Genomic DNA, 25,565 nt, shown 5'->3' on the forward strand with positions numbered 1-25,565 from the left:
CCGGCCGCGCTCCTCGGCGCGCGGCTAGCGTTGGACGCATGTCTGACACTCCTCGCCTGCCCGGGTTGACGTTGGCCGAAGCGAACCAGCTGGTGGACACGGTGCACGCCGTGGGCGCCGAACGCGGGTACTCGCCGCTGGCCGTGGCCGTGGTCGACGTGACCGGTGAAGTGCTCGTGCTCAAGCGCGCCGACGGTGGCACGCCCGTGACCAGCCGCGTCGCCGTGGCCAAGGCGCGCACCGCGTTGCGCATGTTGAAGCCCTCGGGTGAAGTGGCGCTGCCCGACGAGGTCGCCGGCGCCGTGCAGCACCTCTACTCCGGGGACTTCGTCGCGCGCGCCGGCGGCGTGCCGATCGTCCAGGACGGGCTGGTCGTCGGTGCCGCCGGCGCGTCGGGCGCGCAGAGTGCCGAGGACGAGGCGGCCGTGCGCGCCGCCATCGAGCAGCTTCAGGCGTAAGAGCGGGGGGTCCAGACGACCGTGGTGCCGTCCGGGCCCTCCTGCGCCACCGTTTTCGACGAGCCGACGATGAGCAGGCACCGCATGTCCACAGTGGACGGGTCGAGTCCGCCCAGGGTGGTCACGGTGATCTGCTCCTCGGGCCCGCCGACGTCACGGGCCACCACCACCGGCGTGGCCGGTTCGCGGTGGCGCAGCAGCACTTCGCGCGTGGTGGCGAGTTGTGTGGTGCGCGTGCGCGAAGCCGGGTTGTAGAGCGCCAGCACGAGGTCGGCGGCTCCGGCGGCGTCGAGACGGCGTTCGATGACGTCCCACGGCTTGAGGCGATCCGACAGCGACAGCACGCAGTAGTCGTGGCCCAGCGGCGCGCCGACGCGGGAAGCGGCGGCCTGCGCGGCCGTGACCCCGGGCACGATGCGCACGCGCACTCCGGCACCGCGGCCGGCGGCGACCTGTTCCAGCACCGCGGACGCCATCGCGAACACCCCGGGGTCCCCCGAGGACACCACGGCGACCCTGCTGCCGGAAGCCGCCAGCTCCAGGGCTTCCACCGCCCGGTCGGCTTCCACGCGATTGCCCGACGCGTGCCGCTGCTGGCCTGCGCGCTGCGGCACGCGAGCGACGTACGGGCCGTAGCCCACGATGTGCTCCGCCGCCGCCAGCTCGGCCGACGCTTCCGGCGTGAGCCACTGCGGGCCCGCCGGACCGAGGCCGACGACCACGACTTCGCCACCGTCCGGTGCCGCCTCGGCCGCAGCCGGAACGACCGCCGGCTCACCGTCCACTCGGGACGCATACGCCGGGCTCGGCAGGAGTGCCAGCGAGAAGTACGGCACCGTCGCCGGATCGACGTCCGCGAGCGGCTCGATGCGCTGCTCGCCCCAGGTCGCGCGCTCGACGAACCACGCGTCGTCGAGCTTGCCCGCCTCCGCGAACGCCTCGCGCACGGAGCCGAAGGTGCGGCCCAGCTTCAGCACGGCCGCGGCCTGCGTGTCGGCCAGGCGTCGGGCCAGCTCGGGCGCCGGCAGCGTGCCGGGCAGCACGGTGAGCACCTCGTCGCGCTGCACCAGCGGCCGGCCGAGCACCGAAGACGCCGCGCTCACCGACGTCACGCCGGGCACCACCTCGGCTTCGAACCGGCCGGCGAGGCGCTCGTGCATGTACATGTAGGAGCCGTAGAAGAACGGGTCACCCTCGCACAGCACCACCACGTCGCGGCCCGCGTCGAGGTGTTCGGCCAGCTTTTTCGCGCTCAGCTCGTAGAAATCGGCGATCGCGCCCTCGTACCCGCCGGGGTGGTCGGTGGTCTCCGTGGTCACGGGGTAGACCAGCGGTTCCTCCAACTGGCCCTCGCGCAGGTACGGCGCGGCCACCGACCGCGCGATGCTGCGGCCGTGGCGCGCGCTGTGGTAGGCGATCACGTCGGCCTCGCCGATGAGGCGCGCGGCCTTCACCGTCATCAGTTCCGGGTCGCCGGGGCCGAGCCCAACACCGTAGAGGCGGCCGGTCATTCGATCACGCTCGCGATCGCGTTCACGGCCGCCACGGCCATCGCGCTGCCGCCCCGACGCCCCTGAACCACCAGGTACGGCGCGGGCGCGCGCTTCACCAGCTCCACTTTGGACTCGGCCGCGCCGACGAAGCCCACCGGCACGCCGATGATCGCCGCCGGTGCCCCGACGCCTTCTTCGAGCAGCTCCAGCAAGCGGAACAGCGCGGTGGGCGCGTTGCCGATCGCCACCACCGAACCCGGCAGCCGGTCGCGCCACAGCTCCAGGGCCGCGGCCGACCGCGTGGTACCCATGCGCTCGGCCAGCCCCGGCACGCTCGGGTCGTCCAGGGTGCAGACGATCTCGTTGGCCGCGGGCAGCCGCTTGCGCGTGATGCCGCTGGCGATCATCTTCGCGTCGCACAGCACCGGCGCGCCCGCTTCGAGCGCCGCGCGGCCCGCCTCGACCACGTCGAGGGAGTAGCGCAGGTCGTCGACGAGGTCGACCATGCCGCAGGAGTGGATCATCCGCACCGCGACGCCGCCGACGTCGTCCGGCAGGATCGCCAGGTCCGCCTCTTCGCGGATCGTGGCGAACGAGTGCCGGTAGATCTCGGCCCCGTCGGCCAGGTACTCGATCACGGGTTTTCCTTCCTCACCAAGGACTCCGCCAGGCGGGACACCGTCAGCAGCCGTCCGCCGACACGGTAGCCGCCGGCTTCGGCGACCACGTCGAGGTGGTCACCCGAGGGCCGTCCGCAGCGCCGGGCGCACCCCGCCACGTGGGCCCGGACCCCGTTCGGCACCAGGCGCGCGGCGTCGGCCCGGACGTCGGCGAGCGACTTCGCGCAGCCGGGCCGGCCGATGCACGCCGTGATCTCCAGCACGGCCGGGTCCGTGCTCAGGCCGGCCGCGTGCAGGCGCGCGACGGCGTCCGGGGCCGCGTCCGGCAGCACGATCGAGCGCCACGGCGTGACCACGGCGTGGTCGGCGACCTCGGCCAGCACGCGCAGCTGCGCGGCCGTGAGCCGGCCGAACCGCGGTGCGACGCCGAGGCCGTGGTCGCCGAGCGGCCCGACCGTCGGGTCCACGCGCACCGGCCGGTCGACCGGTGCGGTCCTGGGTCCGGCCGGAAGCAGCGCGGCCGGATCGGGCAGTTCGGCCACCCGCCACGCCGTTGCGCGCTGCGCGACGAACGCGCGCGCAAGAGCCAGCAGCGCGGCCACGGCTTCCTCGCGCGGCACGGACCAGCCGGTGTCGGCGCCCGCGAGCAGAACCGTGCCCGCCTGGGGCGTCACGGCTCGCCAGCACACATCGGCACCTTCGCCGGCGACGTCACCGCGGCCGTCGTCGAACGCGAACAGGAACCGGCCCGGCAACTCGGCAAGCTCGGCTTCGGCGCACAAGGCCTCGTCGAGGTCTCCCGCGAGCCCCCGCACGTCGGCGATCCCGCCGCTCACCCCGCTCAACGGCGAGGCCAGCACGTTGCGCACGCGCTCGTGCGTCGGCGACGGCAGCAAGCCGGCCGCGGTCAGCCGCGTCGCCAGGCCGGGCCGGGTCACGCCGCGCAGCTGGACGTTGCCGCGGGAGGTGAGGTGCGCGTCGCCGTCACCGAGGTCCTCGGCGCAGTCCGCGAGCACCCGCAACCGGTCCGCGGAGACGGCCCCGCCGGGCAGCCGCACGCGGGCGAGCGGTCCGTCCGCCGCGTCGTGCGTGGCGAAGACCCCGGGACAGGCGTCGGCGCGCACGCGGGCAGGGCTGGACATGCCGCTCACTGTAGCTGGCAGCGAATTCAGCAACCTTGCGATCAGGTGTAGTAGGTGTGCTACATTTCGTCGCACACAAACGATGGGGGTGGATTCGGTGAGGAATCCAGAGGAAGTCGTGCTGCGGGTCGAGGACCTGCGCATGAGATACGGCGCCAACGACGTGCTCCACGGAGTCGACTTCAAGGCCTACCGAGGCGAAGTGCTCTGCCTGCTCGGGCCCAACGGCGCGGGCAAGACGACGACGATCGAGATCCTCGAGGGCTTCCGCATGCGCTCGGCCGGCGACGTCGAGGTGCTCGGCACCGACCCCGCGCGCGGCGGTGAGGACTGGCGGGCACGGCTGGGGGTCGTGCTCCAGTCCTGGCGTGACCACGGGAAATGGCGGGTGCGTGAGCTGCTCGCGCACCTCGGCGAGTACTACGCGCCCTACTCCACCGAAACGATTCGCCGCCCGTGGGACACGCGCGAGCTGATCGACGCCGTCGGGCTCACCCCGCACGCGGACAAGAAGATCCGGCAGCTCTCCGGCGGGCAGCGGCGCCGGCTCGACGTCGCGATCGGCATCGTCGGCCGGCCCGAACTGCTCTTCCTCGACGAGCCCACCGCCGGCTTCGACCCCGAAGCGCGGCGCGAGTTCCACGACCTCGTGCACCGCCTGACCGACGACGAGGACACCACGATCCTGCTCACCACCCACGACCTCGACGAGGCCGAGAAGCTGGCCGACCGGATCCTGATCCTCAACGGCGGCCGGATCGTCGCCGACGGTTCGGCCGACGAGCTCAGCCGCCGGATCTCCGGCGAGGCCGAGGTGCGCTGGTCCGTGGACGGGCAGCACTTCGTGCACTCCACCACGGAGGCCACGAAGTACGTGTTCGAGCTCTTCAAGCAGCACGGTGACGCCGTGGCCGACCTGGAGGTCCGCCGCGCGTCGCTGGAGGACACCTACATGACCCTGGTGCACCGCGCCGAGGCCGGACTCGTGGAAGCGGGTGTGTGATGACTGCGATGACCACGCCGATGGCGTTCGCCGCGGCCGCGAAGCGAAGGGCCCTGCGCACCGGGTTGCGCCGCGGCCTGACCGAGTTCCGCCAGCAGTGGACCAACCGCGACGACGTGCTCGGCCAGGTGGTGTGGCTGGTCCTGATCCTGACCACGCTGTTCTTCATGCGCAACGCGCACCTGCCCGGCACGACGTTCTCGCTGGGCACCGCGACCGTGCCGAGCGTGCTCGGCGCCGGGATCGTGTTCAACGGCCTCTCGGGCGCGGCCGGCCAGCTCGTGATCGACCGTGAGGACGGCACGCTCCTGCGGGCCAAGGCCACGCCCAACGGCATGCTCGGCTACCTCCTGGGCAAGATCGTGTCACTCTCGCTCATGCAGGTGACCGGCCTGGTCGTGGTGCTGGTGCCGTGCCTGTTCCTGTTCTCCGGGCTGGCCGCGGACGGCGTGTGGTCGTGGCTGAACCTGCTCTGGGTCCTGGCGCTGGGCCTACTGGCGACGCTGCCGCTGGGCGCGGCGATCGGCTCGCTGATCCGCGACCCGCGGGCGATGGCGCTGGTCATGCTGCCGGTCACGGGCCTCACCGCGATCTCCGGCATCTTCTACCCGATCACCGCGCTGCCGGTCTGGGTGCAGGACGTAGCCCAGGTCTTCCCGATGTACTGGCTCGGCCTCGGCATGCGCTCGGCGCTGCTGCCGGACTCGGCCGTGGTGGTGGAGATCGGGCAGTCGTGGCGGCCCTGGTGGACCCTCGGCGTGCTGGTCGTGTGGGCCGTGATCGGATTGGCGCTGGCCCCGGTGCTGCTGCGGCGCATGGCGCGGCGCGAGTCCGGGTCGTCGGTGGCCGAACGACGGGAGAGGGCGCTGCAGCGTGTGTGATCCGCGGTGAGCGAAAACGTCTACAACCGCATCGCGGTGCTGCGCGCCGAGCGCGGGATCTCGCGCCGGCAGCTGGCCGACGCGCTCGGCGTGCACTACCAGACGATCGGGTACCTGGAACGCGGCGAGTACAGCCCGAGCCTCTACCTGGCCCTGCGGATCGCCCAGTTCTTCGAGGTGGCCGTGGAAGTGCTCTTCTCCACCGACGCGTTCCCGCGGATCGGCGACCGGTCGGCGTAGAACGGACAGGGTGATCGAGCACCTGCGCGCCGCCGAGGACCTCATCGACCACCTCTCGCCGGAGGCCAACCGCTACAAGGCCTCCGGCGAGCCCGACGTGGTGAGCTGGGCCCGGCCGTGGCGCAACCACACGCAGTGCGCCTCGTTCCAGACGCAGCTGCTCAAGCACGTCTACGACTGGGCCGACGACGAGTTCTTCACCACGCACTTCCGCTCGGTGAGCCCGCCTTCGCGCACGTACCGGTGGGTCTTCGAGCAGCGGCGGGTGCCGCACTTCGCGCGCGTGGACACCGTGGCCGACCTGCGCGCGGGCGACCTCGTGGTGGTCGACTACGGCCACCGGGAGGCGACCAACACCGGGCACATCGCGCTGGTGCGGGGCACGCCCCTCTTGGCGGACGACGCGGCGGACGAGGACAAGGCGTACGTGGTGCCGGTGGCCGACTGCACGGCCGACCCGCACGGCACGTCGCCCGAGTTCCCCGACAGCCGCTCCCCCGCAGGTCAGGGCGCCGGCTACGGGCACCTGGTCTTCCACGCGTCGCCCGAGACCGGCGGGTTCGCGGGCTACGCCTGGAGTGTCACGGCGCAGCGGAGGCACGCGGTGGCCGACCGGCCGATCGTGGCCGTGCGCGTGGTCTGAGACGTCACCTTGACGCGGGCCCGCGGCCCCGTGAGAGTGGGGGACGAACCACGCGTCGGCAGGTGGAGGAACCCGGTGAGAGTCCGGGACGGTCCCGCCACTGTGACCCGGACCCGCTCCGGGGAGCCAGGAACTCCCGCCGGCGCGACCGACGACCCGGGGCGCGGACACCCCGAGTGAGGAACACCGTGATCCTGCTGCTGTCCACTTCGGACACCGATCTGCTCAGTGCCCGCGCCGCCGACGCCGAGTTCCGGCTCGCGAACCCGGCCCGGCTCGACGTGGCGGACCTGCCGGGGCTGCTCGAGGGCGCGCCGATCGTCGTCGTCCGGATCCTGGGCACGCCGCGGTCGTGGCAGGAGGGCCTGGACACGCTGCGCGCGTCGGGTTCGCACGTGGTGGTGCTGGGCGGCGAGCAGACACCGGACGCGGAGCTGATGAAGCTCTCGACCGTGCCGGCGGGCATCGCGGCGCAGGCCCACGCGTACCTCGCTCAGGGCGGGCCCGAGAACCTCACGCAGCTGCACCGCTTCCTGTCCGACACGCTGCTGCTCACCGGCGACGGGTTCGAGCCGCCGGCGCAGCTGCCGGCGTGGGGGGTGCTGGAGCGCGAGTCGGCGGGCCCGGCCGACGGCCCGGTCGTCGGGATCCTCTACTACCGCGCGCACCACTTGTCGGGGAACACCGCGTTCGTGCACACGCTGGCCGACGCGATCGAGGCCGCGGGCGGGCGCGCGCTGCCGATCCATTGCGCCTCGCTGCGCAACCGCGAGCCGGAGATGATGGCCGAGCTGGGCCGCGCCGACGCGTTGCTGGTCACGGTGCTGGCGGCGGGCGGCACGCGGCCGTCGGAAGCCGGTGCTGGTGGCGACGACGAGGCGTGGGACGTCGCCGAGATGGCGGGCCTGGACATCCCGATCCTGCAGGCGCTGTGCCTCACCAGCGACCGCTCGACGTGGTCCGCGAGTAACGAGGGCCTGTCGCCGCTCGACGCGGGCAACCAGATGGCCGTGCCGGAGTTCGACGGCCGGCTGATCACGGTGCCGTTCTCCTTCAAGGAGTTCGACGAAGACGGGCTGCCGCGCTACGTCGCCGACGCCGAGCGCGCTTCGCGGGTGGCCGGGATCGCGCTGGCGCACGCGCGGCTGCGGCACACGCCCCCGGCGTCGCGGCGGATCGCGCTGATGCTCTCGGCGTACCCCACGAAGCACTCGCGGGTGGGCAACGCCGTGGGGCTGGACACGCCGGCTTCAGCGGTGAAGCTGCTGCGGCTGATGCGTGCGCAGGGCTACGACCTCGGGGTGGAGGCGTTTCCCGGCGTCGAGCCCACGGGCACGGAGCAGCCGGACGGCGACGCACTGATCCACGCGCTGATCGCCGCCGGTGGCCAGGATCCGGAGTGGCTCACGCAGGAACAGCTGGCGGGCAACCCGATCCGGGTGCCGGCGGCGCGGTACCGCCAGTGGTTCGCCGCGTTGCCGGAGGACCTGCGCTCGGCCGTGGAGGAGCACTGGGGTCCGGCCCCGGGCTCGCTGTATGTCGACACCTCGGCAAATCCCGAGGGCGACATCGTGCTGGCGTCGCTGCAGTCGGGCAACGTCGTGATCATGATCCAGCCGCCGCGCGGGTTCGGCGAGAACCCCGTGGCCATCTACCACAATCCGGACCTGCCGCCGAGCCACCACTACCTCGCCGCGTACCGCTGGCTGGAGGAGGAGTTCGGCGCGCACGCCGTGGTGCACCTGGGCAAACACGGTTCGCTGGAGTGGCTGCCGGGCAAGACCGCGGGCCTTTCCGCGTCGTGCGCGCCCGACGCCGTGCTGGGCAACCTGCCGCTGATCTACCCGTTCCTCATCAACGACCCGGGCGAAGGCGCGCAGGCGAAACGGCGCGCGCACGCGACGATCGTCGACCACCTGATCCCGCCGATGGCGCGCGCGGAGTCCTACGGCGACCTCGCGCGGCTCGAGCAGCTGATGGACGAGCACGCGAACATCGCCGCGATGGACCCGGCCAAGCTGCCGGCCATCCGCGCGCAGATCTGGACGCTCATCCAAGCCGCGAAGCTCGACCATGACCTGGGCGTCGCCGAACGCCCGCACGACGCCGAGTTCGACGACTTCCTGCTGCACATCGACGGCTGGCTCTGCGAGGTCAAGGACGCCCAGATCCGCGACGGCCTGCACATCCTGGGCGAGGCGCCCGTCGGCGAGGCGCGCGTGAACCTCGTGCTGGCGATGCTGCGCGCGCAGCAGATGTGGGGCGGCCAGCAGGGCGCGGTGCCGGGGCTGCGTTCGGCGTTGGGGCTGAAGGAGAACTCCGACGCCCCGCTGTCCGAAGTGGACGCGATCGAGACCACGGCGCGGTCGCTGGTGGCGTTGATGGAAGACCGGTCCTGGGCCGTCGCGGCGGTGCCTTCTGTGGTCTCGGAGGTCCTCGGCGCGCCGGACGACGCGGTGTCGCACGTGCTCACCTTCGCGGCGACCGAGATCGTGCCGCGGCTGGCCGGCACGGCCGACGAGATCTCCGCCGTGCTGCACGCGCTCGACGGCGGCTACATCCCGGCCGGGCCCAGCGGTTCGCCGCTGCGCGGCCTGGTCAACGTGCTGCCGACCGGGCGCAACTTCTACACCGTCGACCCGAAGGCCATCCCGAGCCGCCTGGCGTGGGAGACCGGGCAGGCCCTGGCCGATTCGCTGCTGCGCCGCTACCGCGAGGACACCGGCGAGTGGCCGACGTCGGTGGGGCTTTCGGTGTGGGGCACCTCGGCGATGCGGACCTCCGGCGACGACGCCGCGGAAGTGCTGGCGCTGCTGGGCGTGCAGCCGGTGTGGGACGAGGCGTCGCGGCGCGTCACCGGGCTGGAGGCCATCCCGCTCGCCGAGCTGGGCCGCCCGCGGATCGACGTGACCGTACGCATCAGCGGCTTCTTCCGCGACGCGTTCCCCCACGTGATCACCCTGCTGGACGACGCCGTGCGCCTGGTGGCCGCACTGGACGAGCCCGCGTCGGAGAACTTCGTGCGCGCCCACGTCTCCGCGGACCTGGCTTCCCACGGCGATTCCCGCCGCGCGACCACCCGCATCTTCGGCTCGAAGCCCGGTGCCTACGGCGCGGGCCTGCTCCCCCTGATGGACTCCGGCAACTGGCGCGACGACAAGGACCTGGCCGAGGTGTACGCCGTGTGGGGCGGCTTCGCCTACGGCCGCGACCTCGACGGCCGCCCCGCCCGCGCCGACATGGAAAGTGCATACAAGCGCATCGTGGTCGCCGCCAAGAACACCGACACGCGCGAACACGACATCGCCGACTCCGACGACTACTTCCAGTACCACGGCGGCATGATCGCCACCGTCCGCGCCCTCACCGGCTCGGCGCCCGCCTCCTACATCGGCGACAGCACCACCCCGGACGCCGTCCGCACGCGCACCCTGGGCGAAGAAACGGCCCGCGTGTTCCGCGCCCGCGTGGTCAACCCGCGCTGGCTCGCGGCCATGCGCCGCCACGGCTACAAGGGCGCCTTCGAACTCGCCGCCACGGTGGATTACCTCTTCGGCTTCGACGCCACTGCCGGCGTGGTGGACGACTGGATGTACGAGAAACTGTCCGAGTCGTACGTGCTGGACGCGGAGAACCAGGAGTTCTTGCGCCAGGCCAACCCGTGGGCGCTGCGGGGGATCATCGAGCGCCTCACGGAAGCCGCCGACCGCGGTTTGTGGGCGGAACCGGATCCGGAGTTGGTGGCGCACATGCGGGATGTTTATCTGACGCTGGAAGGTGACCTGGAGGCGGAGTAGAGCCTGGTCGGCGAGGTGGGGCGAGGCCGGCGGCATTTGCGATTTCGGGGCGGTCTGCGCTGCGCTGGGCGAGCCTGCGCTGCGCCAGACGAATCCCGACCACCGCCTACGCCTGCCGGCGCCGCTCGCCGCCCGCACCGACCCGCGGCGCCGGCCTGGCCAGCGCACCGGCTCAGTGCACACGTGCGGCCCACACACTGCCCCGCGACAACCGCGGCTCGCGCAATTTGCCCCCCGGCACCCGCCCTGCCCCGCACACCGCCCCGCGGCAACCGCCGACCCGCACGTTTACCCACGGAACCCACCCTGACCCGCGCAATTGCCCACGGCACCCGCCCTGCCCCGCACACCGCCCCGCGGCAACCGCCGACCCGCACGTTTACCCACGGAACCCACCCTGCCCGCGCGATCGTCGCCGGCCAGGGCCTCGCCGCGATTTCCATGCCCACTCGCGTCGCCATCGGGGCCGACGATTCCACCCTCGCCACCGCCGACGCTCTCGCGGCGACCCTCCCGACGCCGGGTTCGTCCGCGCGCCCTGCAATCACTTCACCGCACTCGACTCACCGGATTTCGCTTCGGTGATCACGAAGTTCCTCGCCTGACCGCATCACTGGTCGGAGTCCACCCGCATCCACCTACGCGTGACCCGCCTTAGTTCCCCTTGGACGGTCGACCGCATCGCCGGCCCGAACCCACCCGCTCCAGCCTCCGCAACCCCCCGAACTCACCGCGATCCGCATGCGACACAGCGGAGACCCGCGCTGCCGGTCATCCACCGGCTGACCGCGACACAACTCGCGCCCCAGCGAGTCCAGGCTGCCTGATTCACCGATCTCGGTCGGGTCCAACTGCTCCTCTTGCTGCCAGGTCGTTCCCGACGCGTGCACACCCCTGCGCACCGCCGAGTCCGGCGGGCTCGTCGCTTGGTCGAGTCATCGGTGCCGGTTCGCGGCCTGTGCACGACTGTCGAATGGTCCATACCAACCGGAAACTGGACCACCGCCGCGGCGCGGTCCGCGTCCGTTCGGGGGCGGTGGCGTTGGGCCGCCTGAGTGATGAAACCGCGGCAATACCGGCATTTCGCCCGCGACACCCCGCCGTTCGTCGGGTCGCCGGTTGACTTCGAAATGGTCTAGTCCAATGCTATACGGACCCCGCTCGACAGCTGGAGGACAGATGCAACGAAGCAGACTGGCCGCCGTCGGGATCGCCGCCGCCACAGTGCTCGGGGCAGCCGCGACCCTTGCCGCCACCGTGAGTGCCACCGCCAGTGCCAGCCCAGAGGCCCAGCCGGCCGCCGCGGCGGCGCTGAGCAACAACTGGTACGCGTCGGCGCCGTACCTGATGCCGGTGAGCAACAACCCGCCCGACCCGGTCACCGTGATGAACGCGACGGGCCAGAAGGCGTTCCAGCTGGCCTTCATCCTCGCGCCCGACGGCGGCGGCTGCAGCCCGACGTGGGACGGCAAGTCGGCGGTTTCGTCCGACACCGCCGTCGCCGGGGTGATCAACCGCATCCGCGGCAACGGGGGTGACGTCTCGGTGTCCGTCGGCGGTTACGGCGGCACGAAGCTGGGCCAGACGTGCGGCACCGTCGACGCGACCGCCGCCGCCTACCAGCAGGTGGTGACGAAGTACGGCCTCAAGGCCCTCGACTTCGACCTCGAAGAGCCCGAGTACGAGAACACCGCGGCGGTCGCCAATGAGCTCGGCGCGGCGAAGAAGCTCCAGGCCTCGAACCCGGGCCTGTTCGTGTCCGTGACGATGCCGGGCACGTCCGCCGGCACGGGCTGGTTCGGCACGCAGCTGCTCGACCAGGCCAAGGCGATCGGCTTCACGCCCAACAACTTCTCCATCATGCCCTTCGACGGCGGCTTCAACGGCTCCTCGGCGCAGGTCTCCGCGCTCGAGAACTTCCACGGCCTGCTGGAAAGCCACCTCGGCTGGGACAGCGCCACCGCGTATTCGCACGAGGGCTTCTCCGGCATGAACGGCCGCTCGGACAACGCGGAGATCTTCAACCTCTCCGACTTCCAGACCGTCTACGACTACGCGACCAGCCACCACCTCGGCCGCTTCACCTACTGGGCCGTGAACCGCGACCGCCCCTGCACCACCACGACCGACAACGCCGTGTGCTCCAACGTCACCCAGAACGACTGGGACTTCACCAAGTTCACCACCCGCTTCGCCGGCGCGACACCTCCCCAGACGGGCCCGCCGACCACTCCGCCCACCAACCCGCCGGGCACCTGCACCGCCCCGGAATGGCAACGCGCCTCCGTCTACGTCGGCGGCAACTCCGTCTCCCACAACGCCCACAAGTGGACCGCCAAGTGGTGGACCCAAGGCGAAGAACCCGGCACCGGCGGCCCCGACAGCGTCTGGTCCGACAACGGCCCCTGCTGACCCTCCGGCTTTCCCGGTCCCCTGACTGCCGGGTGGCCCACGGTGAATCCACTGTGGACCACCCGGCGTTCCACGTCTCAGCGCACCGCCGCCACCCGCGGGAATGGCACGAACGGTCCCCTCGCGCCTCCTGGGGACCCCCGAATTCCATTTTTCCAGGGCAGCGGCGGAGCTGTCACCTCGATCGCGGCGCGAAAGGGACCGTCGTGCCGGGTGTTCGCGAGGAGCGAAGGTCCCGCGCCGAGCCTCAAGGGCGAGCGCCCGGACAGCGCGGGACACCAAGGCGAAGGCCAGGCAGGTTGGTGCTCGCGAGAAGGGAAGAGTGTGGGCAGCGCAGAGCGCCGGGGGCGGATGGCGCCGGGCGTCAGGGGCGGATGCCGGGCAGGTGGGTGTTGGCGCGGCGGACCTCGGGGGCCAGCGCGGGCACCTCGACGACCTTGCGGCCGGCCGCGGTGAGGAGTTCGACGCCTTCGGCTTCGACGAAGAGGGAGGGCTCGCGCCAGGCGATGACGGTGCGCGGGATGGGTGTTTCGAGGATCAGCTGCGTGCAGCTTTTCGGGTGGGAGGCGCGGGAGCTGCACGGCTCGAGTGAGCTGTACATCGTAGCGGTGGTGAGGCGGGGGTCGTCCGCGCGGAGTTTGGCCAGGGCGGCCTCCTCGGCGTGGTTGTGGGGCTCGCCTTCGCCCGAGTGGCCGGTGGCGAGCACCGTGCCGTCCGGGGCGGCGATCACGGCGCCGACGCGGAAGGTGGAGCTGGGTGGGCACTCGTCGGCCAGGGCGATGGCCTGGCGCAGGAGCCGGACGTCGACCGGGGTCGGTTCGGTGGCGGCGCGGTAGTGCAGCACGGCGACGTTGCCGATCCGGCGCAGCTCGGTGAGCTCCAGCGGGCGCGGGAACGCGCCGGGGCCGAGGAAGCGCGGCGCGCGCGGGTCGCCGACCAGGGTGGCGGCGATGGCGAGGCGCAGCTCGTCGGCGAGGCCCGCGTCGAGGAACTGCGTGTGGACGCTGCCGCCGCCCTCCACCAGGAGCCGGCGGACGCCACGTTCGCCCAGGTCGTCGAGGATGCGCTCGAGGCGCGGCGGGGTGCCGGCGTCGACGATCGTCGCGATGTCGCGCAGGCCGTCGACCGCGACCGGCGGCGCGTAGACGAGCTTGGGGCCGTCGCCGACGGTGAAGAACCGCGACGCCGGATCCAGCTTGCCGCTGCTGGTCACGGTCACCTTCATCGGCTGCTCCGGCCGCCCGGCCGCCACGCGCTCGGCGCGCAGCTCGGGCGAACGCACCAGCAACCGCGGGTTGTCCGCACGCACCGTGTTGGCGCCGACGAGGATCGCGTCGGCGTCGGCGCGCAGCCGGTCGACCTCGGCGAAGTCGTCCCCGTTCGACAGGAGCAGCCGGCTGGTGCTCGCGTCGTCGAGGTAACCGTCCAGCGACTGGGCGGCCGACAACACGACGTGCGGACGGCCGCTCATGCGGGTTGGACCGCGTACTGCCGCACGTACAGGTCCGTGTAGGTCACCGGCCCCCGCGGCCCCGGCACGCGGTCGAGGTTGATCCCGGTCTCGGGCACGGCGAGCAGCTTGAACCCGTCGAGCAGCCGCGTCGGCGCATTCCAGAACACGCCCGTGCCGGTGTAGCCGTCGAAGAACGCGCCGGCCGCGGCCTCGTCCTCGGTGGCAATGCCCGCCGCGAGACCCGACGTCCGCTCGTTCGCGATCTCCACGGCCTGCTCGAGCCCGCTCACGCGCTCGACCGTGACGGTCGCCTCGTGGTCGGAGTCCAGCGCCCACTCGTAGCCGAGCGCGTGCTCGTGCGGCGCGAGCGACGGCGTGACCCCGCGCTCGGCGAGCGCCGCGCTGACCGACGGCCACACCGCGTCGTGCACGTCGTCGTGGATGAGCAGCAGGTTCAGCCGGTTGCACACGCCGAGCCGGTCGAGGCTCGCGGACACCAGATCGCGCACCTTGCCCGCGTCGGCCGCCGCGTCGACGTAGAGCACGCCGCCGCCGTCCGCGTGGGCCAGCGTGCCGACCCCGTGCACGGCCGCCTCCGTGGCCAGCGCGCGCGTGCTGTCGCCACTGCCCCGCAGGATCACCAACGGCACCAGCCCGGGCAGGCGCACCAACGCCGACGCCGCCTCCCGCTCCACCCGCGGCACCAGCTGCACCACGTCCGGGTCGATCCCGGCCTCGGCGAGCGCCGGCGCGATCACCGTGTCCCGCAGCCGCTGGGCCGAGCCCAGCGCCGCCGACCCGGTGCGCAGCACCCCGGCGTTGCGCGACTTCACCAGCTGCGACGCCACGTCGACGGTCACGTTCGGCCGCGCCTCGTAGTTCGCGCCGATCACGCCGACCGGACGGCGCCGCTCCACCAGCCGCAGCCCGCCGTCCAATGTGGACACCTCGACGGACCGCTCCTGGTGCGGCGCGCCGGCCAGCAGCCGCAGCTGCTCGGCCATGCCCTCGAGCCGCTCGGGCGTGATGGTGAGCCGGTCGAGCAGGCCCGCGCTCATACCGTCCGCACGCGCCTTGGCGACGTCGGCCCGGTTGGCGTCGAGCACCTCCTCGCGGTGCGTCACCAGGCGCTCGGCCATGCCGAGCAGCGCCGCGTCCACGGCCTCCTCAGTGGCCCTGGCCAGCGACGGCGCGGCCAGCTTCGCCGCTCGCGCGCACTCCTCGACGGCCTTCGCGACCTCGTCCATCGTCGTCTCCCTCCGCGCGTTCGGCAGAGGACCAGTTTGCCGCACCGCCCACATCCGGGGACGACTGGCTCAACCCTCGGGACACACCCTCACGCGACGACGGGCTCCAGCAGCCACAGCGCACCCGCCAGCAGGCAGCTGACCGTGAGCACCACGAACACCAGCACCCACAGCACCGCGGGCACCGACGTGAGCCGGCTCAGCTGGTCGGCGTCGGAATCCCGCGCCTGCCCGCGGCGGCGCTTCACCTGCAGCTCCACCACCGGCCGCACGCCCCCGAACAGCAGGAACCACGTGAGCAGGTACGCGAACGGCGCCTGCACCACCGGCGGCGCGACCAGCGCCACGAGCCCCAGCACGACCGCGCTCGCGATCACCGTGAACACGCCGTAGGCGTTGCGCACCATGATCAGCACGCCCAGCAACAGCAACGCCACCAGCACCAGCACCGCCGTGATGAAGTCCTGCCCCACCAGGCTCGCGAACACCAGCCCGAGCACCGACGGCGCGACGTACCCGGCCAGCGCCGTGAACGCCATGCCCGGCCCCTCCGGCTTGCCGCGCGACACCGTGACGCCCGAGGTGTCCGAATGCAGCTTGATCGACCGCAACCGCCGCCCGACCAGCACCGCGGCCAGCGCGTGGCCCGCCTCGTGCACGATGGTGACCACGTTGCGCGCGAACCGCCACGGCGTGCCACCCACCAGCACCACCAGCAGCGCGACGCCACCGGTGACCAGCGTGATCGCCGCCGGGGTGTTCGCCTGGGTGAGCGCCGCCTCGACGGCCCCGGGCTCACCGACGGCACGCCCCCACCCACCGGCCAGCACCGGACCGGCGACCACGGACGAGACGTCGAACACACGCGAAATCACGCCGCTACCTCACCACAAGCGACATCTGGCCACTGTTAGTGCCCGTCGCGGAGTGCACGGGTTGGGGTCGGTATGGGCGCGTCAGTCCATCGGGTCTCCCTTCGTTCGCTTCGGACAGGACGTAGTGGAATGTCGTAGTGGAGCGACAAGGCCGGCTGGCTTGTTCGCGGGCACCTCCTTCAGGGCAAAGTCGCTGCTCCGGCACGGGCGGACGTGACCTGAACCGCATGGCCCACCACGGCCGGGCGTAGTGAGTCCGCAGCCTCATCCCGGGCCGCCGAGCACAACACCGTTCGACGAAGTTCCGTGGCCGCGACCAACCCTCCCGAGACGCCGTGACAATCGCCACCCGCTCGCATCGGCACGACCTCAGCCAGGTCCCCCTCACGGAGACAACGACTGCGGCGCGTCGAACACCGACGGCCTCTCGGTCAGGCCCGGGCACGAGGTCAGGTCAGCCCGGCTCCGGCACGCCGGCGCCGCACCCGAGCAACGCCGCACCCACGCGCCACGGCGAGGCCGCCGCCATGGACCGGTGTCACACCGGAACCACCCCCGCCACCTCCGAAAGCGGTGCCGTGGCCGACGGGGGTGTCTCCGGGGCCGGCGGTACGGCGTCGCGAGTTGCGCGAAGGAGTTGCACGAGCCAGCTGCGGTAGGGGCGCCAGTCGTCGGCCAGCAGGGCGAGCTGCGGGGTCGGGGTGCCGGGCGGGAGGGCGTACTCCTCGCACATGGCGTGGTGGAGGCGAGCGTCGGCACGGGGGAAGAGGTCGGGGTGGCCCGCGCCGCGCAGCAGGATCTGCTCGGCGGAGAAGGTGCCGATGCCCGAGATGGCGCTCAAGTGGGCGAGGGCGTCGGGGATCGGCAACGTGCGGAGTTCCACGGGGTCGAGGCGCCCGTCGAGCGCGGCCTGCGCGACGGAGCGGAGCCGAGCGACGCGGAAGCCCGCGAGGCCTTCGGCCGACGACAGCTCGGCCAGCGCCTCCGGAGCCGGGAACGAGACCACCTGGTATTCGCCGACGTCGACGATCCGGCCGTGGCTCTCGGCGAGCACGCGGCGGCGCTTGAGCGCCGAGGTGAAGCGCATGCCCTGCGAGAGCACCGACCAGCAGGCGGCTTCGTACGGCGAGGAGAACAGCACCGGCCGCAGCCCGGGTGACTCGGCCCGCAGCCGGGCGGCCACCGAATCGCGCCGGTCGACGTCGGGCAGGCCGGAGGCATCGACGTCGACGCAGAGCACACGGCTCACCTGCGTCATGACCCGGGCGGCCAGCTCGACCGGGCCGAACACCTCGACCTCCAGCGTGCCGGGCGATCTCTGGCGGATCGCGGCACCGACGTGGGTCCACTCACCGTCGACGGGGAACGCCAGGCGCAGCACCCCCGGCTCCGAAGCGGCGTCGGGCCGGGCGGCCGGGCCGTACGAGGCCAGATAGCGGCACGAAGCGGCGAGGTCGAACGGCCCGCGCACGGCGATTTCGCCGGTCGGCACGGTGATGGGCATCAGGATCGGCGCGGTCATCGGGTTTCCCTCCTCGGTGGTCTCCGGGGTCGGAGACCGTGCGAACGACGTTAGGAACGGGGTCCGACAATCCGGGGCCTCGAACGTCTGATCGGCCGGAGCTTCACTCGATCGTGGATCACGGACGGCCCGGGCATACTGCGGAGAACCGGAAGGAGCACCACGGTGGCCGACCAGCCGAGCGCCCGCGGGCGTCTAGCCGAACTGCTCGACGTACCCGCGAAAACAGCCGCCGCCGGCTACCTCGACGTGCTCGGCGACGCACCCCAAGCCGGTCCCTCCACCGGACTCGCCCAGCGCGCGATGCGCACGACGCTGCTCCCGCAGGTGTACGAGCGCTACTGGCGCCCCGCGTTCGGGCGGCTGTTCACGGGCCCGTTCGGCCCCGGCATGGCCGGGGAGGTCCGCCTGGCCACGGAGCTGCTGGCGCTGCGCCCGGGCGGGACCGTGCTCGACGTCGCGTGCGGCACCGGCCGGTTCACCCGCGCCTTCGCCGCGGCAGTGGGAGAACCGGGCCTCGCCATCGGCCTCGACGGCGCACCCTCGATGCTCACCCGCGCCGTCGCCGAAACCCGCGAAGAGTCCGTGGCCTACCTGCGCGCCGACGCCGTCGAGCCACCTTTCCCACCCTCCACAGTGGACGCCATCTGCTGCTTCGCCGCGCTGCACATGTTCGCCGAACCCGAACGCGCGCTGGACTCGTTCGCGCGGATCCTGCGCCCCGGCGGCCGCGTGGTGCTGCTCACGAGCGCACGCCACGACTGGTGGCCCGCCCGAATCGCCGACACGGCGGGCGGGATCCTCAGCGGGCAGCGGATGTTCGACCGCGGTGAGATCGCCGCCGCCTTGCGGGCCAGGGGTTTCCGGATCGTCGCCGAGCGGTTCGCCGGCGTCACCCAGATCGTGGCCGGCGAACTGATCCACTTTGTCGGTGCCCGGGGATAGCATCCCCGCATGACCCACGCCGCTCCCGTCCCACCTGACGATTCCCACCTCCGCGCCCTCATCGAAGCCACCGCCGAAGCCGTCGCCGCCGCCGAGCCCCTCGGCTCCGATCACACCGGAGCCGAACCCGGCGTGCGCGCGGCCGTCGAGCGGGAAGTGCAAGCTCGCGCGGACGAACTCGTTGCACTGAGCCAAGACCTGCACGCCCACCCCGAAGAGGGCTTCACCGAGCGCCGCTCTGTCGGCGCGCTGGCGGAGCTGCTGCGAGCCCGCGGCCACGAAGTGACTGTCGGCCTCGGCGGCCTCGACACGGCGCTGCGCGCGAGCACTCCGGACACCGGCGGCCCGCACATCGCCGTGCTCTCGGAGTACGACGCGCTGCCCGGGCTCGGGCACGCGTGCGGGCACAACGTCATCTGCACCGCCGGCGCCGGCGGGTTCCTCGGCGCCGCGGCCGTGGCCGAGCAGGTAGGCGGACGGGTGTCCCTCATCGGCACGCCGGCGGAAGAAGGCGGTGGCGGCAAGGAGACGCTCGCCCGGGCCGGGGTGTTCGACGACGTCGACGCGGTGATCATGCTCCACCCGTTCAGCCACGACATCGCGCTGCACCCGTTCCTCGGCCGGCGGCAGCTGGAAATGGTGTTCCACGGCGTCGGGGCCCACGCGTCGGCGCAGCCGTTCATGGGGCGCAACGCACTCGACGCGGCGGTGGCCGCCTACCAGGGCGTGTCGATGCTGCGCCAGCAACTGCCCTCGACCGACCGCGTCCACGGCGTCTTCACCGACGGCGGCGCCCGGCCCAACGTGATCCCCGAACGCGCGGCGCTGCTGTTCTACCTGCGCTCGGCCGATCCCGAGACGCTGCGCGACCTCGCGAAGCGGATGACCGCGATCGCCCACGGCGCCGCGGAAATGACGGGCTGCGGTGTGGAGCTCACGTGGGATTCGCAGCCGGCGTACCTGCCGATCCGCTTCAACACCACGCTCGCGGGCCGTTGGTCGGCGAATGAGGCCGGCACGGGCCGCAAACCGCTGCCGCCGGGAATCGTGCCGGAGTTCCTCACCGGGTCGACCGACCTCGGCAACCTTTCCTACCGGATGCCCGCGCTGCACCCGATGATCGCCGTCTCCGGGCCCACGGTTGCCTTGCACACCAAGGAGTTCGCCGAAGCGGCCGGGTCGCCCGCCGGGGACAAAGCCGTGGTCGACGGCGCGCTGGGCCTCGCCCTCACGGCCGCCGACTACCTCGCCGACGCGGCGCTGCGCCAAGCCGTGCACGACGAGTTCGAAGCCTCGGGAGGTGCGCTCGACGTCCCCAAGTTCTTCGACTGAAACCCAGCCTGAGGAAGGCCTGAGGATTCTCAGCTGATTCTTCTCAGCAAAGCCGAAGGGATTTCCACAGGGTTCTCACAACCACGGCCGCGAACCTGGTGACATGACCGAGAACGCGAGTCGGCCCGGCCCCGCCTCACCCGGTGGGCACCAGCCGCACCAGCCCCACCAGAGCACTGCCCACCAGGACGCTGCGCACCAGACCCAGAACCCTGCGGCCCAGAACCCGCAGGCCCACAACACCCAGCCGCAGCACGCCCAGGCCCAGCAGGCTCAGCACTCTCAGCCGCAGTACGGCCCGTACGCCCAGCACGGGCAGCAGTACGGCCAGTACAGCCAGCAGCAGGCCGCGCCGAACCCGCTCTTCACCCCGCAGCCCGCGGTTCAGGCCACGCGGCCGAAGCGGCGCGGCGGCAAGCTGGCCGCCGTCGTCGGGGCGACCGCGCTCGCCGCGGCCCTCGTCGGCGGTGGCGCCGGCGCGGCGATCGTCGGGCTCACCACCACGTCGGTGGCCTCGCCCGCGGCGTCGTCGGCGGTCACCGGACAGACGGTCAGCAACACCACCGCCAGCGGCGACGTCAGCACGGTCGCCTCGAAGGTGCTGCCGAGCGTGGTGCAGGTCAACGTGACCACCGACCAGGGCGAGGCCATCGGCTCGGGCGTGATCCTGACCGCCGACGGTCGCATCCTCACCAACGCCCACGTGGTCGACGGCGCGGTCGGCGACGTCACGATCACCACGTCCGACGGCAAGAAGTACCAGGCCAGCGTGGTCGGTGCGAACACCAAGGGCGACATCGCGGTGCTGCAGGCCAAGGGCGCCAGCGGCCTCACCGCCGCCACCCTCGGCGACTCCAGCCAGCTCAAGGTCGGCCAGGAAGTGATCGCCATCGGCTCGCCGGGCGGGCTGCAGAACACCGTGACCACGGGCATCGTCAGCGCGCTGAACCGGCCGCTGTCCGACGTCGGCGGGGGCGAGCAGCAGCAGTCGCCGTTCAGCCGCACGTCGAACGAAGCCGACAACGGCCCGAGCTACACCGCGATCCAGACCGACGCCTCGATCAACCAGGGCAATTCCGGCGGCGCGCTCGTCGACGCCCAGGGCCAGATCATCGGCATCAACTCCGCCCTCTACAGCCCGTCGGCCTCGGCCAACGGCTCCGCGGGCAGCGTCGGGATCGGCTTCGCCATCCCGATCAACGACGCCAAGACGATCGTGAACCAGATCGTGAACGGCTGACCGGACGCGGACGGACCGCGGTCGGGGCGGCCCGTCCGGCTTTTCCTCGCTCGAATTCGGGGTGGCGGGGAAACCACGGTGGAAGCCGCTCTCCCAGGGATTCGGGGCCCGGGGAGAGCGGCTTTCACGCTGCCGGGAGCTCGTAGGTCAGCGTGAACGTGTGGTGGCCGGCCTCGTCCTGCGTGATCGCGGCGGTGCCCGAGATCCCGGTGAGCTCACCGGATCCCGAGCCCACGAGGATCACCAGCGACAGCCCTTCCTCGTCCGCCGAGTGCCGCAGCACGAACGAACCCTTCCGCCCGTCGACGGACACCGACAGGCGCTCGAAGCCCACGTACGCGCGCGAAGTGGCGTTCGAGGCCGTGAGCATTTCCACGCTGCTCGTGCCCTCCACCGCACCCGTGAACGTCTTCGCGAGGGCGACCCGGGCGAACTCGGTGCCGTCCGTCTCGTCCTGGGTCTGCGGCTCCCACTTGTCGAGCTCGAACGTCGCGGTCGCGGTGGTGGTCATGGCTGGATCCTTCCGTCGGCTGCCACCAAGCCTGCCCGCCATACCTGCCAGCTTGTGTCAGGTATTTTTCACCGCCGCCGATTGCCGAACAGCCCGCGCGTGATCTCCCGGCCCAACGCCGACGCGGCCGAGCGCATGAACGACTTCATCGCCGGGTTGCTCATCGCCTGCGAAATCAGGCCCGGGTCCTCCTTCTCGGGCTTGGGCGCGGGCGCTTCGGCAGGCGCGGCCGGCGCGGTTGCGGGCGACTCGGCAGGAGCCACCTTCGCCGCCAGCTTCTCGTACGCCGACTCCCGGTCGATCGTCTCCGAGTACTTCGCGTGCAGCTCCGACGACGCGACCGTCGCGGCCACCGCCTCGTCGCCGACCGAACCCATCTTCGACCGCGGCGCCCGCAGCCGAGTCCACGCGACCGGCGTCGGCGCACCCCGCTCCGACAGCACCGTGACAATCGCCTCGCCGATCCCGAGCGACGTCAGCGCCGTCTCGAGGTCGTAGTGCGGCGTCTTCGGGTAGGTCTTCACCGTCCTGGCCAGGGCCTTCTGGTCGTCCGGCGTGAACGCCCGCAGCGCGTGCTGCACCCGCGCGCCCAGCTGGGACAGCACGGCGTTGGGGATGTCGGTGGGAAGCTGCGTGCAGAAGAACACGCCGACACCCTTCGACCGGATCAGCTTCACCGTCTGCTCGATGCGCTCCAGGAACGCCTTCGACGCGTCGGCGAAGAGCAGGTGCGCTTCGTCGAAGAAGAACACGAGCTTCGGCTTGTCGAGGTCGCCCTCCTCGGGCAGCTCCTCGAACAGTTCGGCCAGCAGCCACATCAGGAACGTCGAGAACAACGCCGGCTTCGACTGCAGGTTGTCCAGCTCCAGCAGCGTCACCACGCCCTTGCCGTCGACCTCGCGCATCAGGTCGTGCACGTCGAGCTCGGGCTCGCCGAAGAAATCCTCGCCACCCTGGGCTTCCAGGTTGGACAGTGCGCGCAGGATCACCCCGGCCGTGGCTGCCGAGACGCCGCCGATGCCCTTGAGGTCGGCCTTGCCCTCGTCGCTGGTCAGGTGGGTGATGACCGACCGCAGGTCCTTCGTGTCGAGCAGGGCGAGCCCCCGCTGGTCGGCCCAGTGGAAGATCAGGCCGAGCGTCGACTCCTGCGTCTCGTTGAGACCCAGGACCTTCGACAGCAGCACCGGACCGAAGCTCGTGATCGTGGCGCGGATCGGCGAGCCCTTGCCGCCGGTGCCCAGCGACAGGAACTGCACGGGGCTCGCGGCCGGCGCCCAGTCGTCACCCAGCTCCTGCGCGCGTCTGGTGAGCTTGTCGTTCGCCTCGCCCGCCGCCGACAGGCCCGAAAGGTCGCCCTTCACGTCGGCCAGCACCACCGGCACCCCGGCGGCCGAAAGCTGCTCCGAGATCAGCTGCAACGTCTTCGTCTTGCCCGTGCCGGTCGCGCCCGCCACCAGACCGTGGCGGTTCAGCGTGGCCAACGGCAGCCGCACGGCCGCGGCCGCCTCGGCCTTCCCGTCGATCACCACGGCGCCCAGCTCCACCGCGGCGCCCTCACTCACGTACCCCTGCGCGATCTCCGCCGCAGGCCCCGACCCCTGCTCGGCCACTGGCCGCACCCCGTTTCGAGTCCGAAATCACACTCATTCACCTGGCTGCCCGAGCGTAACGCGCCGAATGCGCAGGTAACCCGGCTGACATCCCCGTGTCGGGTTAGGGTTGTCCGGGTGACCGACCACCTAGTCTGGATCGACTGCGAAATGACGGGGCTCGACCTCGGCAAAGACGCGTTGATCGAAATAGCCGCCCTCGTGACCGACGCCGACCTCAACGTCCTCGGCGAGGGAGTCGACATCGTCATCCACACCGACGACGCCACGCTCGACGGCATGCCGCAGGTGGTCCACGACATGCACGCCAAGTCCGGGCTCACCGAAGAGGTCCGCGCCTCCGCGGTCACGCTCGCCGAAGCCGAGCAGCGCGTGCTCGACTACATCCGCGAGCACGTCCCCGACCCCGGCACGGCGCCGCTCGCCGGCAACTCCATCGCCACCGACCGCGGCTTCATCTCCCGCGACATGCCGGCGCTGGACAGCCACCTGCACTACCGCATGGTCGACGTGTCGTCGGTCAAGGAACTCGTGCGCCGCTGGTACCCGCGGATCTACTACGCGAAGCCCGAGAAGGGCCTCGCCCACCGCGCGCTCGCCGACATCAAGGAATCCATCGGCGAACTCGACTACTACCGCAGCGTCGCCTTCGTCCCCCAACCCGGGCCGACCAGCGAACAAGCCAAGGCCGCGGCCGCCGAAGTGCAGGAACGGCACCAAAGCTGACCCCGTGAAAACCCGTCGCGACGACACGCTACGATAATCCGCAGCAAGGTGATCGCGACGATCCCTCGCAGATGGTGGGCGTAGCTCAGCTGGTAGAGCACCTGGTTGTGGTCCAGGAGGTCGCGGGTTCGAAACCCGTCGCTCACCCCACTAAGCCCCTGGTCACAGGGCATGTAGTTGATCAGTGTCCCCATAGAGCCCGGAATGTGTCCCCACGGACATCATTTCCGGGGCACACTGGCCGCCATGGCGAGCATCGAACGAAGACCCCGCAGCGACGGCACCATCGCCTACCGCGTGATCTGGCGGGACCCCGACACCAGCGCCAAGGACAGCCTCACGTTCGACGACGAGGCCGAAGCCGAGCGCGCGAAGAAGTTCCTCAACGCCAACGGACAACGCCTTTCCGACGCCGCCCGCGCGCTCGGCAAGGTCCGTGGCAACGCGCCCACCATCACCGAGATCCTCACCGGCTACGTCGACCACCTGACCGGCATCCAGGAACGCACCCGCGACGACTACCGCAGCTACCTCACCAACCACATCGACCCGTTCATCGGGCATATTCCGATCGACCACGAGAACCTTGACGGGATCGCGAAGGAGTGGGTCAACGAACGCGAGGACGCGGGCATGGGCGGCAAGACCATGCGCAACGTGCACGCGTTCCTCTCGGCTGGCATCGGCTCCGCCGTTCCCAAGCACCGGCCGGACAACCCGTTCTACGGGATGCGGCTCCCCGAGTACATGCCCGACGAGATCGTCTATCTCACCCAGCGTGAGTTCGCGCTGCTGCTCGCCAAGGTCCCGCCGTTCTACCGGCTGGCGGTCAAGTTCCTCGTCTCCACTGGTGTCCGCTGGGGCGAGTTCGTCGTGTTGCGGGTCCGCGACCTCGAGCTGTTCGGCGAGATCCCTGCGATCCGCGTCACGAAAGCGTTGAAGCGTCAGAGGAACGGCAGCTACGTCGGCACCACCAAGACCGGCCGCAACGGCCGGCGCACCGTCTCGATCCCCGAACTGCTCGTGCCCGAGCTCGAGGAGATGACCGTCGGGCGGGACCTCGACGCGCCCTTGTTCCCGGGGCCGCGCGGCGCCAGGCTGCGCGAGAACAACTTCCGCGACCGGATCTGGGCGCCGTCGATCGCCGCCGCCAACGCCGAGTACGACCAGGACCAGGTGTTCGTGCCAAGGGCCCAGCGGCTGAACAAGAGCCCCCGCATCCACGATTTGCGCCACACCCACGCGTCCTGGCAGATCGCCGCCGGCGTGGACATGGCCACCGTGTCACGGCGCCTCGGCCACGAGTCGATCAAAACGACCGTCGACATCTACGGGCACCTCGACCCGACCCAGCTCTCGCGATCTGCGGACGCCGCGAACGCGGCCCTGCTGGCTATCCAGGGGTAGAGACGAAA

21 protein-coding genes, 1 tRNA gene and 1 riboswitch are annotated in these 25,565 nt (G+C 71.6%); of the genes, 13 read left to right on the forward strand and 9 right to left on the reverse strand.

The features are described 5' to 3' along the window. The first annotated feature begins 38 nt into the window (after positions 1–38). Complete coding sequence (locus VSH64_RS24645) at positions 39–458, forward strand: GlcG/HbpS family heme-binding protein (protein WP_326565038.1); 420 nt, start codon at positions 39–41, stop codon at positions 456–458. Here VSH64_RS24645 and VSH64_RS24650 read toward each other — a convergent pair. Genes VSH64_RS24650 through VSH64_RS24660 form a run of 3 tightly spaced genes read right to left on the reverse strand, consistent with a single transcriptional unit; the run spans position 449 to position 3,713 of the window. Then, positions 449–1,969, reverse strand: a complete 1,521-nt coding sequence (locus tag VSH64_RS24650; protein ID WP_326565039.1) for a precorrin-2 C(20)-methyltransferase — start codon at positions 1,967–1,969, stop codon at positions 449–451. The two genes, VSH64_RS24645 and VSH64_RS24650, sit on opposite strands and share 10 nt — an antisense overlap. Beyond that, entirely contained in the window at positions 1,966–2,589 is a 624-nt protein-coding gene (locus tag VSH64_RS24655; protein WP_326565040.1) for a precorrin-8X methylmutase, read from the reverse strand. The genes VSH64_RS24650 and VSH64_RS24655 overlap by 4 nt, the downstream gene beginning before the upstream one ends. After that, positions 2,586–3,713 carry a precorrin-3B synthase gene (locus tag VSH64_RS24660; RefSeq protein ID WP_326565041.1) on the reverse strand — a complete coding sequence of 376 codons (1,128 nt, stop codon included), beginning with the start codon at positions 3,711–3,713 and terminating at the stop codon, positions 2,586–2,588. Before VSH64_RS24660 ends, VSH64_RS24655 begins: the two co-directional genes overlap by 4 nt. 142 nt (positions 3,714–3,855) lie before the next feature. On the opposite strand from VSH64_RS24660, the gene VSH64_RS24665 reads away from it, so the two are divergent. The 6 genes from VSH64_RS24665 (at position 3,856) to VSH64_RS24690 (ending at position 12,689) form a co-directional block, all read left to right on the forward strand. Continuing rightward, positions 3,856–4,716: an ABC transporter ATP-binding protein gene (locus VSH64_RS24665; protein ID WP_326838025.1), complete on the forward strand. Its 861-nt coding sequence runs from the start codon at positions 3,856–3,858 to the stop codon at positions 4,714–4,716. Between the two features lie 8 nt (positions 4,717–4,724). Further along, positions 4,725–5,597: an ABC transporter permease gene (locus VSH64_RS24670; RefSeq protein ID WP_407655559.1), complete on the forward strand. Its 873-nt coding sequence runs from the start codon at positions 4,725–4,727 to the stop codon at positions 5,595–5,597. A gap of 6 nt (positions 5,598–5,603) precedes the next feature. After that, positions 5,604–5,837: a helix-turn-helix transcriptional regulator gene (locus VSH64_RS24675; RefSeq protein ID WP_326565043.1), complete on the forward strand. Its 234-nt coding sequence runs from the start codon at positions 5,604–5,606 to the stop codon at positions 5,835–5,837. 10 nt (positions 5,838–5,847) lie between these two features. Then, on the forward strand, positions 5,848–6,480 hold the full coding sequence (locus VSH64_RS24680) for a hypothetical protein (protein ID WP_326565044.1): 633 nt from the start codon (positions 5,848–5,850) through the stop codon (positions 6,478–6,480). A gap of 65 nt (positions 6,481–6,545) precedes the next feature. Beyond that, positions 6,546–6,616, forward strand: a riboswitch (cobalamin riboswitch). Between the two features lie 52 nt (positions 6,617–6,668). Further along, positions 6,669–10,277: a cobaltochelatase subunit CobN gene (cobN, locus tag VSH64_RS24685; RefSeq protein ID WP_326838026.1), complete on the forward strand. Its 3,609-nt coding sequence runs from the start codon at positions 6,669–6,671 to the stop codon at positions 10,275–10,277. Between the two features lie 1,179 nt (positions 10,278–11,456). After that, positions 11,457–12,689: a chitinase gene (locus tag VSH64_RS24690; protein ID WP_326565045.1), complete on the forward strand. Its 1,233-nt coding sequence runs from the start codon at positions 11,457–11,459 to the stop codon at positions 12,687–12,689. Positions 12,690–13,053: 364 nt separating this feature from the next. Here the strand turns inward: VSH64_RS24690 and VSH64_RS24695 are convergent, their stop codons facing one another. From VSH64_RS24695 to VSH64_RS24710, 4 genes are all read right to left on the reverse strand, one after another. After that, positions 13,054–14,160 (reverse strand): dihydrofolate reductase family protein, encoded by a 1,107-nt coding sequence (locus VSH64_RS24695; RefSeq protein WP_326565046.1) that lies wholly within the window; start codon positions 14,158–14,160, stop codon positions 13,054–13,056. Then, positions 14,157–15,389: an aldehyde dehydrogenase family protein gene (locus VSH64_RS24700; protein ID WP_326565047.1), complete on the reverse strand. Its 1,233-nt coding sequence runs from the start codon at positions 15,387–15,389 to the stop codon at positions 14,157–14,159. Before VSH64_RS24700 ends, VSH64_RS24695 begins: the two co-directional genes overlap by 4 nt. An 89-nt stretch (positions 15,390–15,478) precedes the next feature. Continuing rightward, positions 15,479–16,135, reverse strand: coding sequence for a M50 family metallopeptidase (locus VSH64_RS24705; protein WP_326838027.1), 657 nt, complete (start codon positions 16,133–16,135; stop codon positions 15,479–15,481). Positions 16,136–16,802: 667 nt separating this feature from the next. Further along, complete coding sequence (locus tag VSH64_RS24710; RefSeq protein WP_326565048.1) at positions 16,803–17,786, reverse strand: DNA-3-methyladenine glycosylase family protein; 984 nt, start codon at positions 17,784–17,786, stop codon at positions 16,803–16,805. A 165-nt stretch (positions 17,787–17,951) separates the two neighbouring features. Here VSH64_RS24710 and VSH64_RS24715 point away from each other — a divergent pair, with 165 nt between their 5' ends. The 3 genes from VSH64_RS24715 (at position 17,952) to VSH64_RS24725 (ending at position 21,303) form a co-directional block, all read left to right on the forward strand. Beyond that, entirely contained in the window at positions 17,952–18,731 is a 780-nt protein-coding gene (locus VSH64_RS24715) for a class I SAM-dependent methyltransferase (RefSeq protein ID WP_326565049.1), read from the forward strand. A gap of 9 nt (positions 18,732–18,740) precedes the next feature. Then, entirely contained in the window at positions 18,741–20,063 is a 1,323-nt protein-coding gene (locus VSH64_RS24720; RefSeq protein ID WP_326565050.1) for a M20 family metallopeptidase, read from the forward strand. A gap of 103 nt (positions 20,064–20,166) precedes the next feature. Further along, the gene (locus tag VSH64_RS24725; RefSeq protein ID WP_326565051.1) at positions 20,167–21,303 is read left to right on the forward strand and encodes a S1C family serine protease; all 1,137 of its coding nucleotides are present in this window, start codon (positions 20,167–20,169) and stop codon (positions 21,301–21,303) included. Positions 21,304–21,427: 124 nt separating this feature from the next. Here VSH64_RS24725 and VSH64_RS24730 read toward each other — a convergent pair whose 3' ends face one another. Further along, the gene (locus tag VSH64_RS24730; protein ID WP_326565052.1) at positions 21,428–21,814 is read right to left on the reverse strand and encodes a DUF3224 domain-containing protein; all 387 of its coding nucleotides are present in this window, start codon (positions 21,812–21,814) and stop codon (positions 21,428–21,430) included. Between the two features lie 68 nt (positions 21,815–21,882). Next, positions 21,883–23,424: a helicase HerA-like domain-containing protein gene (locus VSH64_RS24735; protein ID WP_326565053.1), complete on the reverse strand. Its 1,542-nt coding sequence runs from the start codon at positions 23,422–23,424 to the stop codon at positions 21,883–21,885. A gap of 117 nt (positions 23,425–23,541) precedes the next feature. Here VSH64_RS24735 and orn point away from each other — a divergent pair, with 117 nt between their 5' ends. The 3 genes from orn (at position 23,542) to VSH64_RS24750 (ending at position 25,557) form a co-directional block, all read left to right on the forward strand. Further along, positions 23,542–24,150, forward strand: coding sequence for an oligoribonuclease (gene orn / locus VSH64_RS24740; protein WP_326565054.1), 609 nt, complete (start codon positions 23,542–23,544; stop codon positions 24,148–24,150). A gap of 74 nt (positions 24,151–24,224) precedes the next feature. Continuing rightward, positions 24,225–24,300 (forward strand) — tRNA-His (locus VSH64_RS24745). A gap of 96 nt (positions 24,301–24,396) precedes the next feature. After that, positions 24,397–25,557: a site-specific integrase gene (locus tag VSH64_RS24750; RefSeq protein WP_326565055.1), complete on the forward strand. Its 1,161-nt coding sequence runs from the start codon at positions 24,397–24,399 to the stop codon at positions 25,555–25,557. Positions 25,558–25,565: the final 8 nt, after the last annotated feature.

The organism is Amycolatopsis rhabdoformis (assembly GCF_035918295.1).
Lineage (GTDB): Bacteria > Actinomycetota > Actinomycetes > Mycobacteriales > Pseudonocardiaceae > Amycolatopsis > Amycolatopsis rhabdoformis.

Coding starts and splice junctions, on each gene's coding strand:
- VSH64_RS24645 (WP_326565038.1), top strand. CDS start 39: ATGTCTGACACTCCTCGCCTGCCCGGGTTGACGTTGGCCGAAGCGAAC.
- VSH64_RS24650 (WP_326565039.1), bottom strand. CDS start 1,969: ATGACCGGCCGCCTCTACGGTGTTGGGCTCGGCCCCGGCGACCCGGAA.
- VSH64_RS24660 (WP_326565041.1), bottom strand. CDS start 3,713: ATGTCCAGCCCTGCCCGCGTGCGCGCCGACGCCTGTCCCGGGGTCTTC.
- VSH64_RS24665 (WP_326838025.1), top strand. CDS start 3,856: ATGAGATACGGCGCCAACGACGTGCTCCACGGAGTCGACTTCAAGGCC.
- VSH64_RS24670 (WP_407655559.1), top strand. CDS start 4,725: ATGACCACGCCGATGGCGTTCGCCGCGGCCGCGAAGCGAAGGGCCCTG.
- VSH64_RS24690 (WP_326565045.1), top strand. CDS start 11,457: ATGCAACGAAGCAGACTGGCCGCCGTCGGGATCGCCGCCGCCACAGTG.
- VSH64_RS24695 (WP_326565046.1), bottom strand. CDS start 14,160: ATGAGCGGCCGTCCGCACGTCGTGTTGTCGGCCGCCCAGTCGCTGGAC.
- VSH64_RS24700 (WP_326565047.1), bottom strand. CDS start 15,389: ATGGACGAGGTCGCGAAGGCCGTCGAGGAGTGCGCGCGAGCGGCGAAG.
- VSH64_RS24710 (WP_326565048.1), bottom strand. CDS start 17,786: ATGACCGCGCCGATCCTGATGCCCATCACCGTGCCGACCGGCGAAATC.
- VSH64_RS24720 (WP_326565050.1), top strand. CDS start 18,741: ATGACCCACGCCGCTCCCGTCCCACCTGACGATTCCCACCTCCGCGCC.
- VSH64_RS24725 (WP_326565051.1), top strand. CDS start 20,167: ATGACCGAGAACGCGAGTCGGCCCGGCCCCGCCTCACCCGGTGGGCAC.
- VSH64_RS24730 (WP_326565052.1), bottom strand. CDS start 21,814: ATGACCACCACCGCGACCGCGACGTTCGAGCTCGACAAGTGGGAGCCG.
- VSH64_RS24750 (WP_326565055.1), top strand. CDS start 24,397: ATGGCGAGCATCGAACGAAGACCCCGCAGCGACGGCACCATCGCCTAC.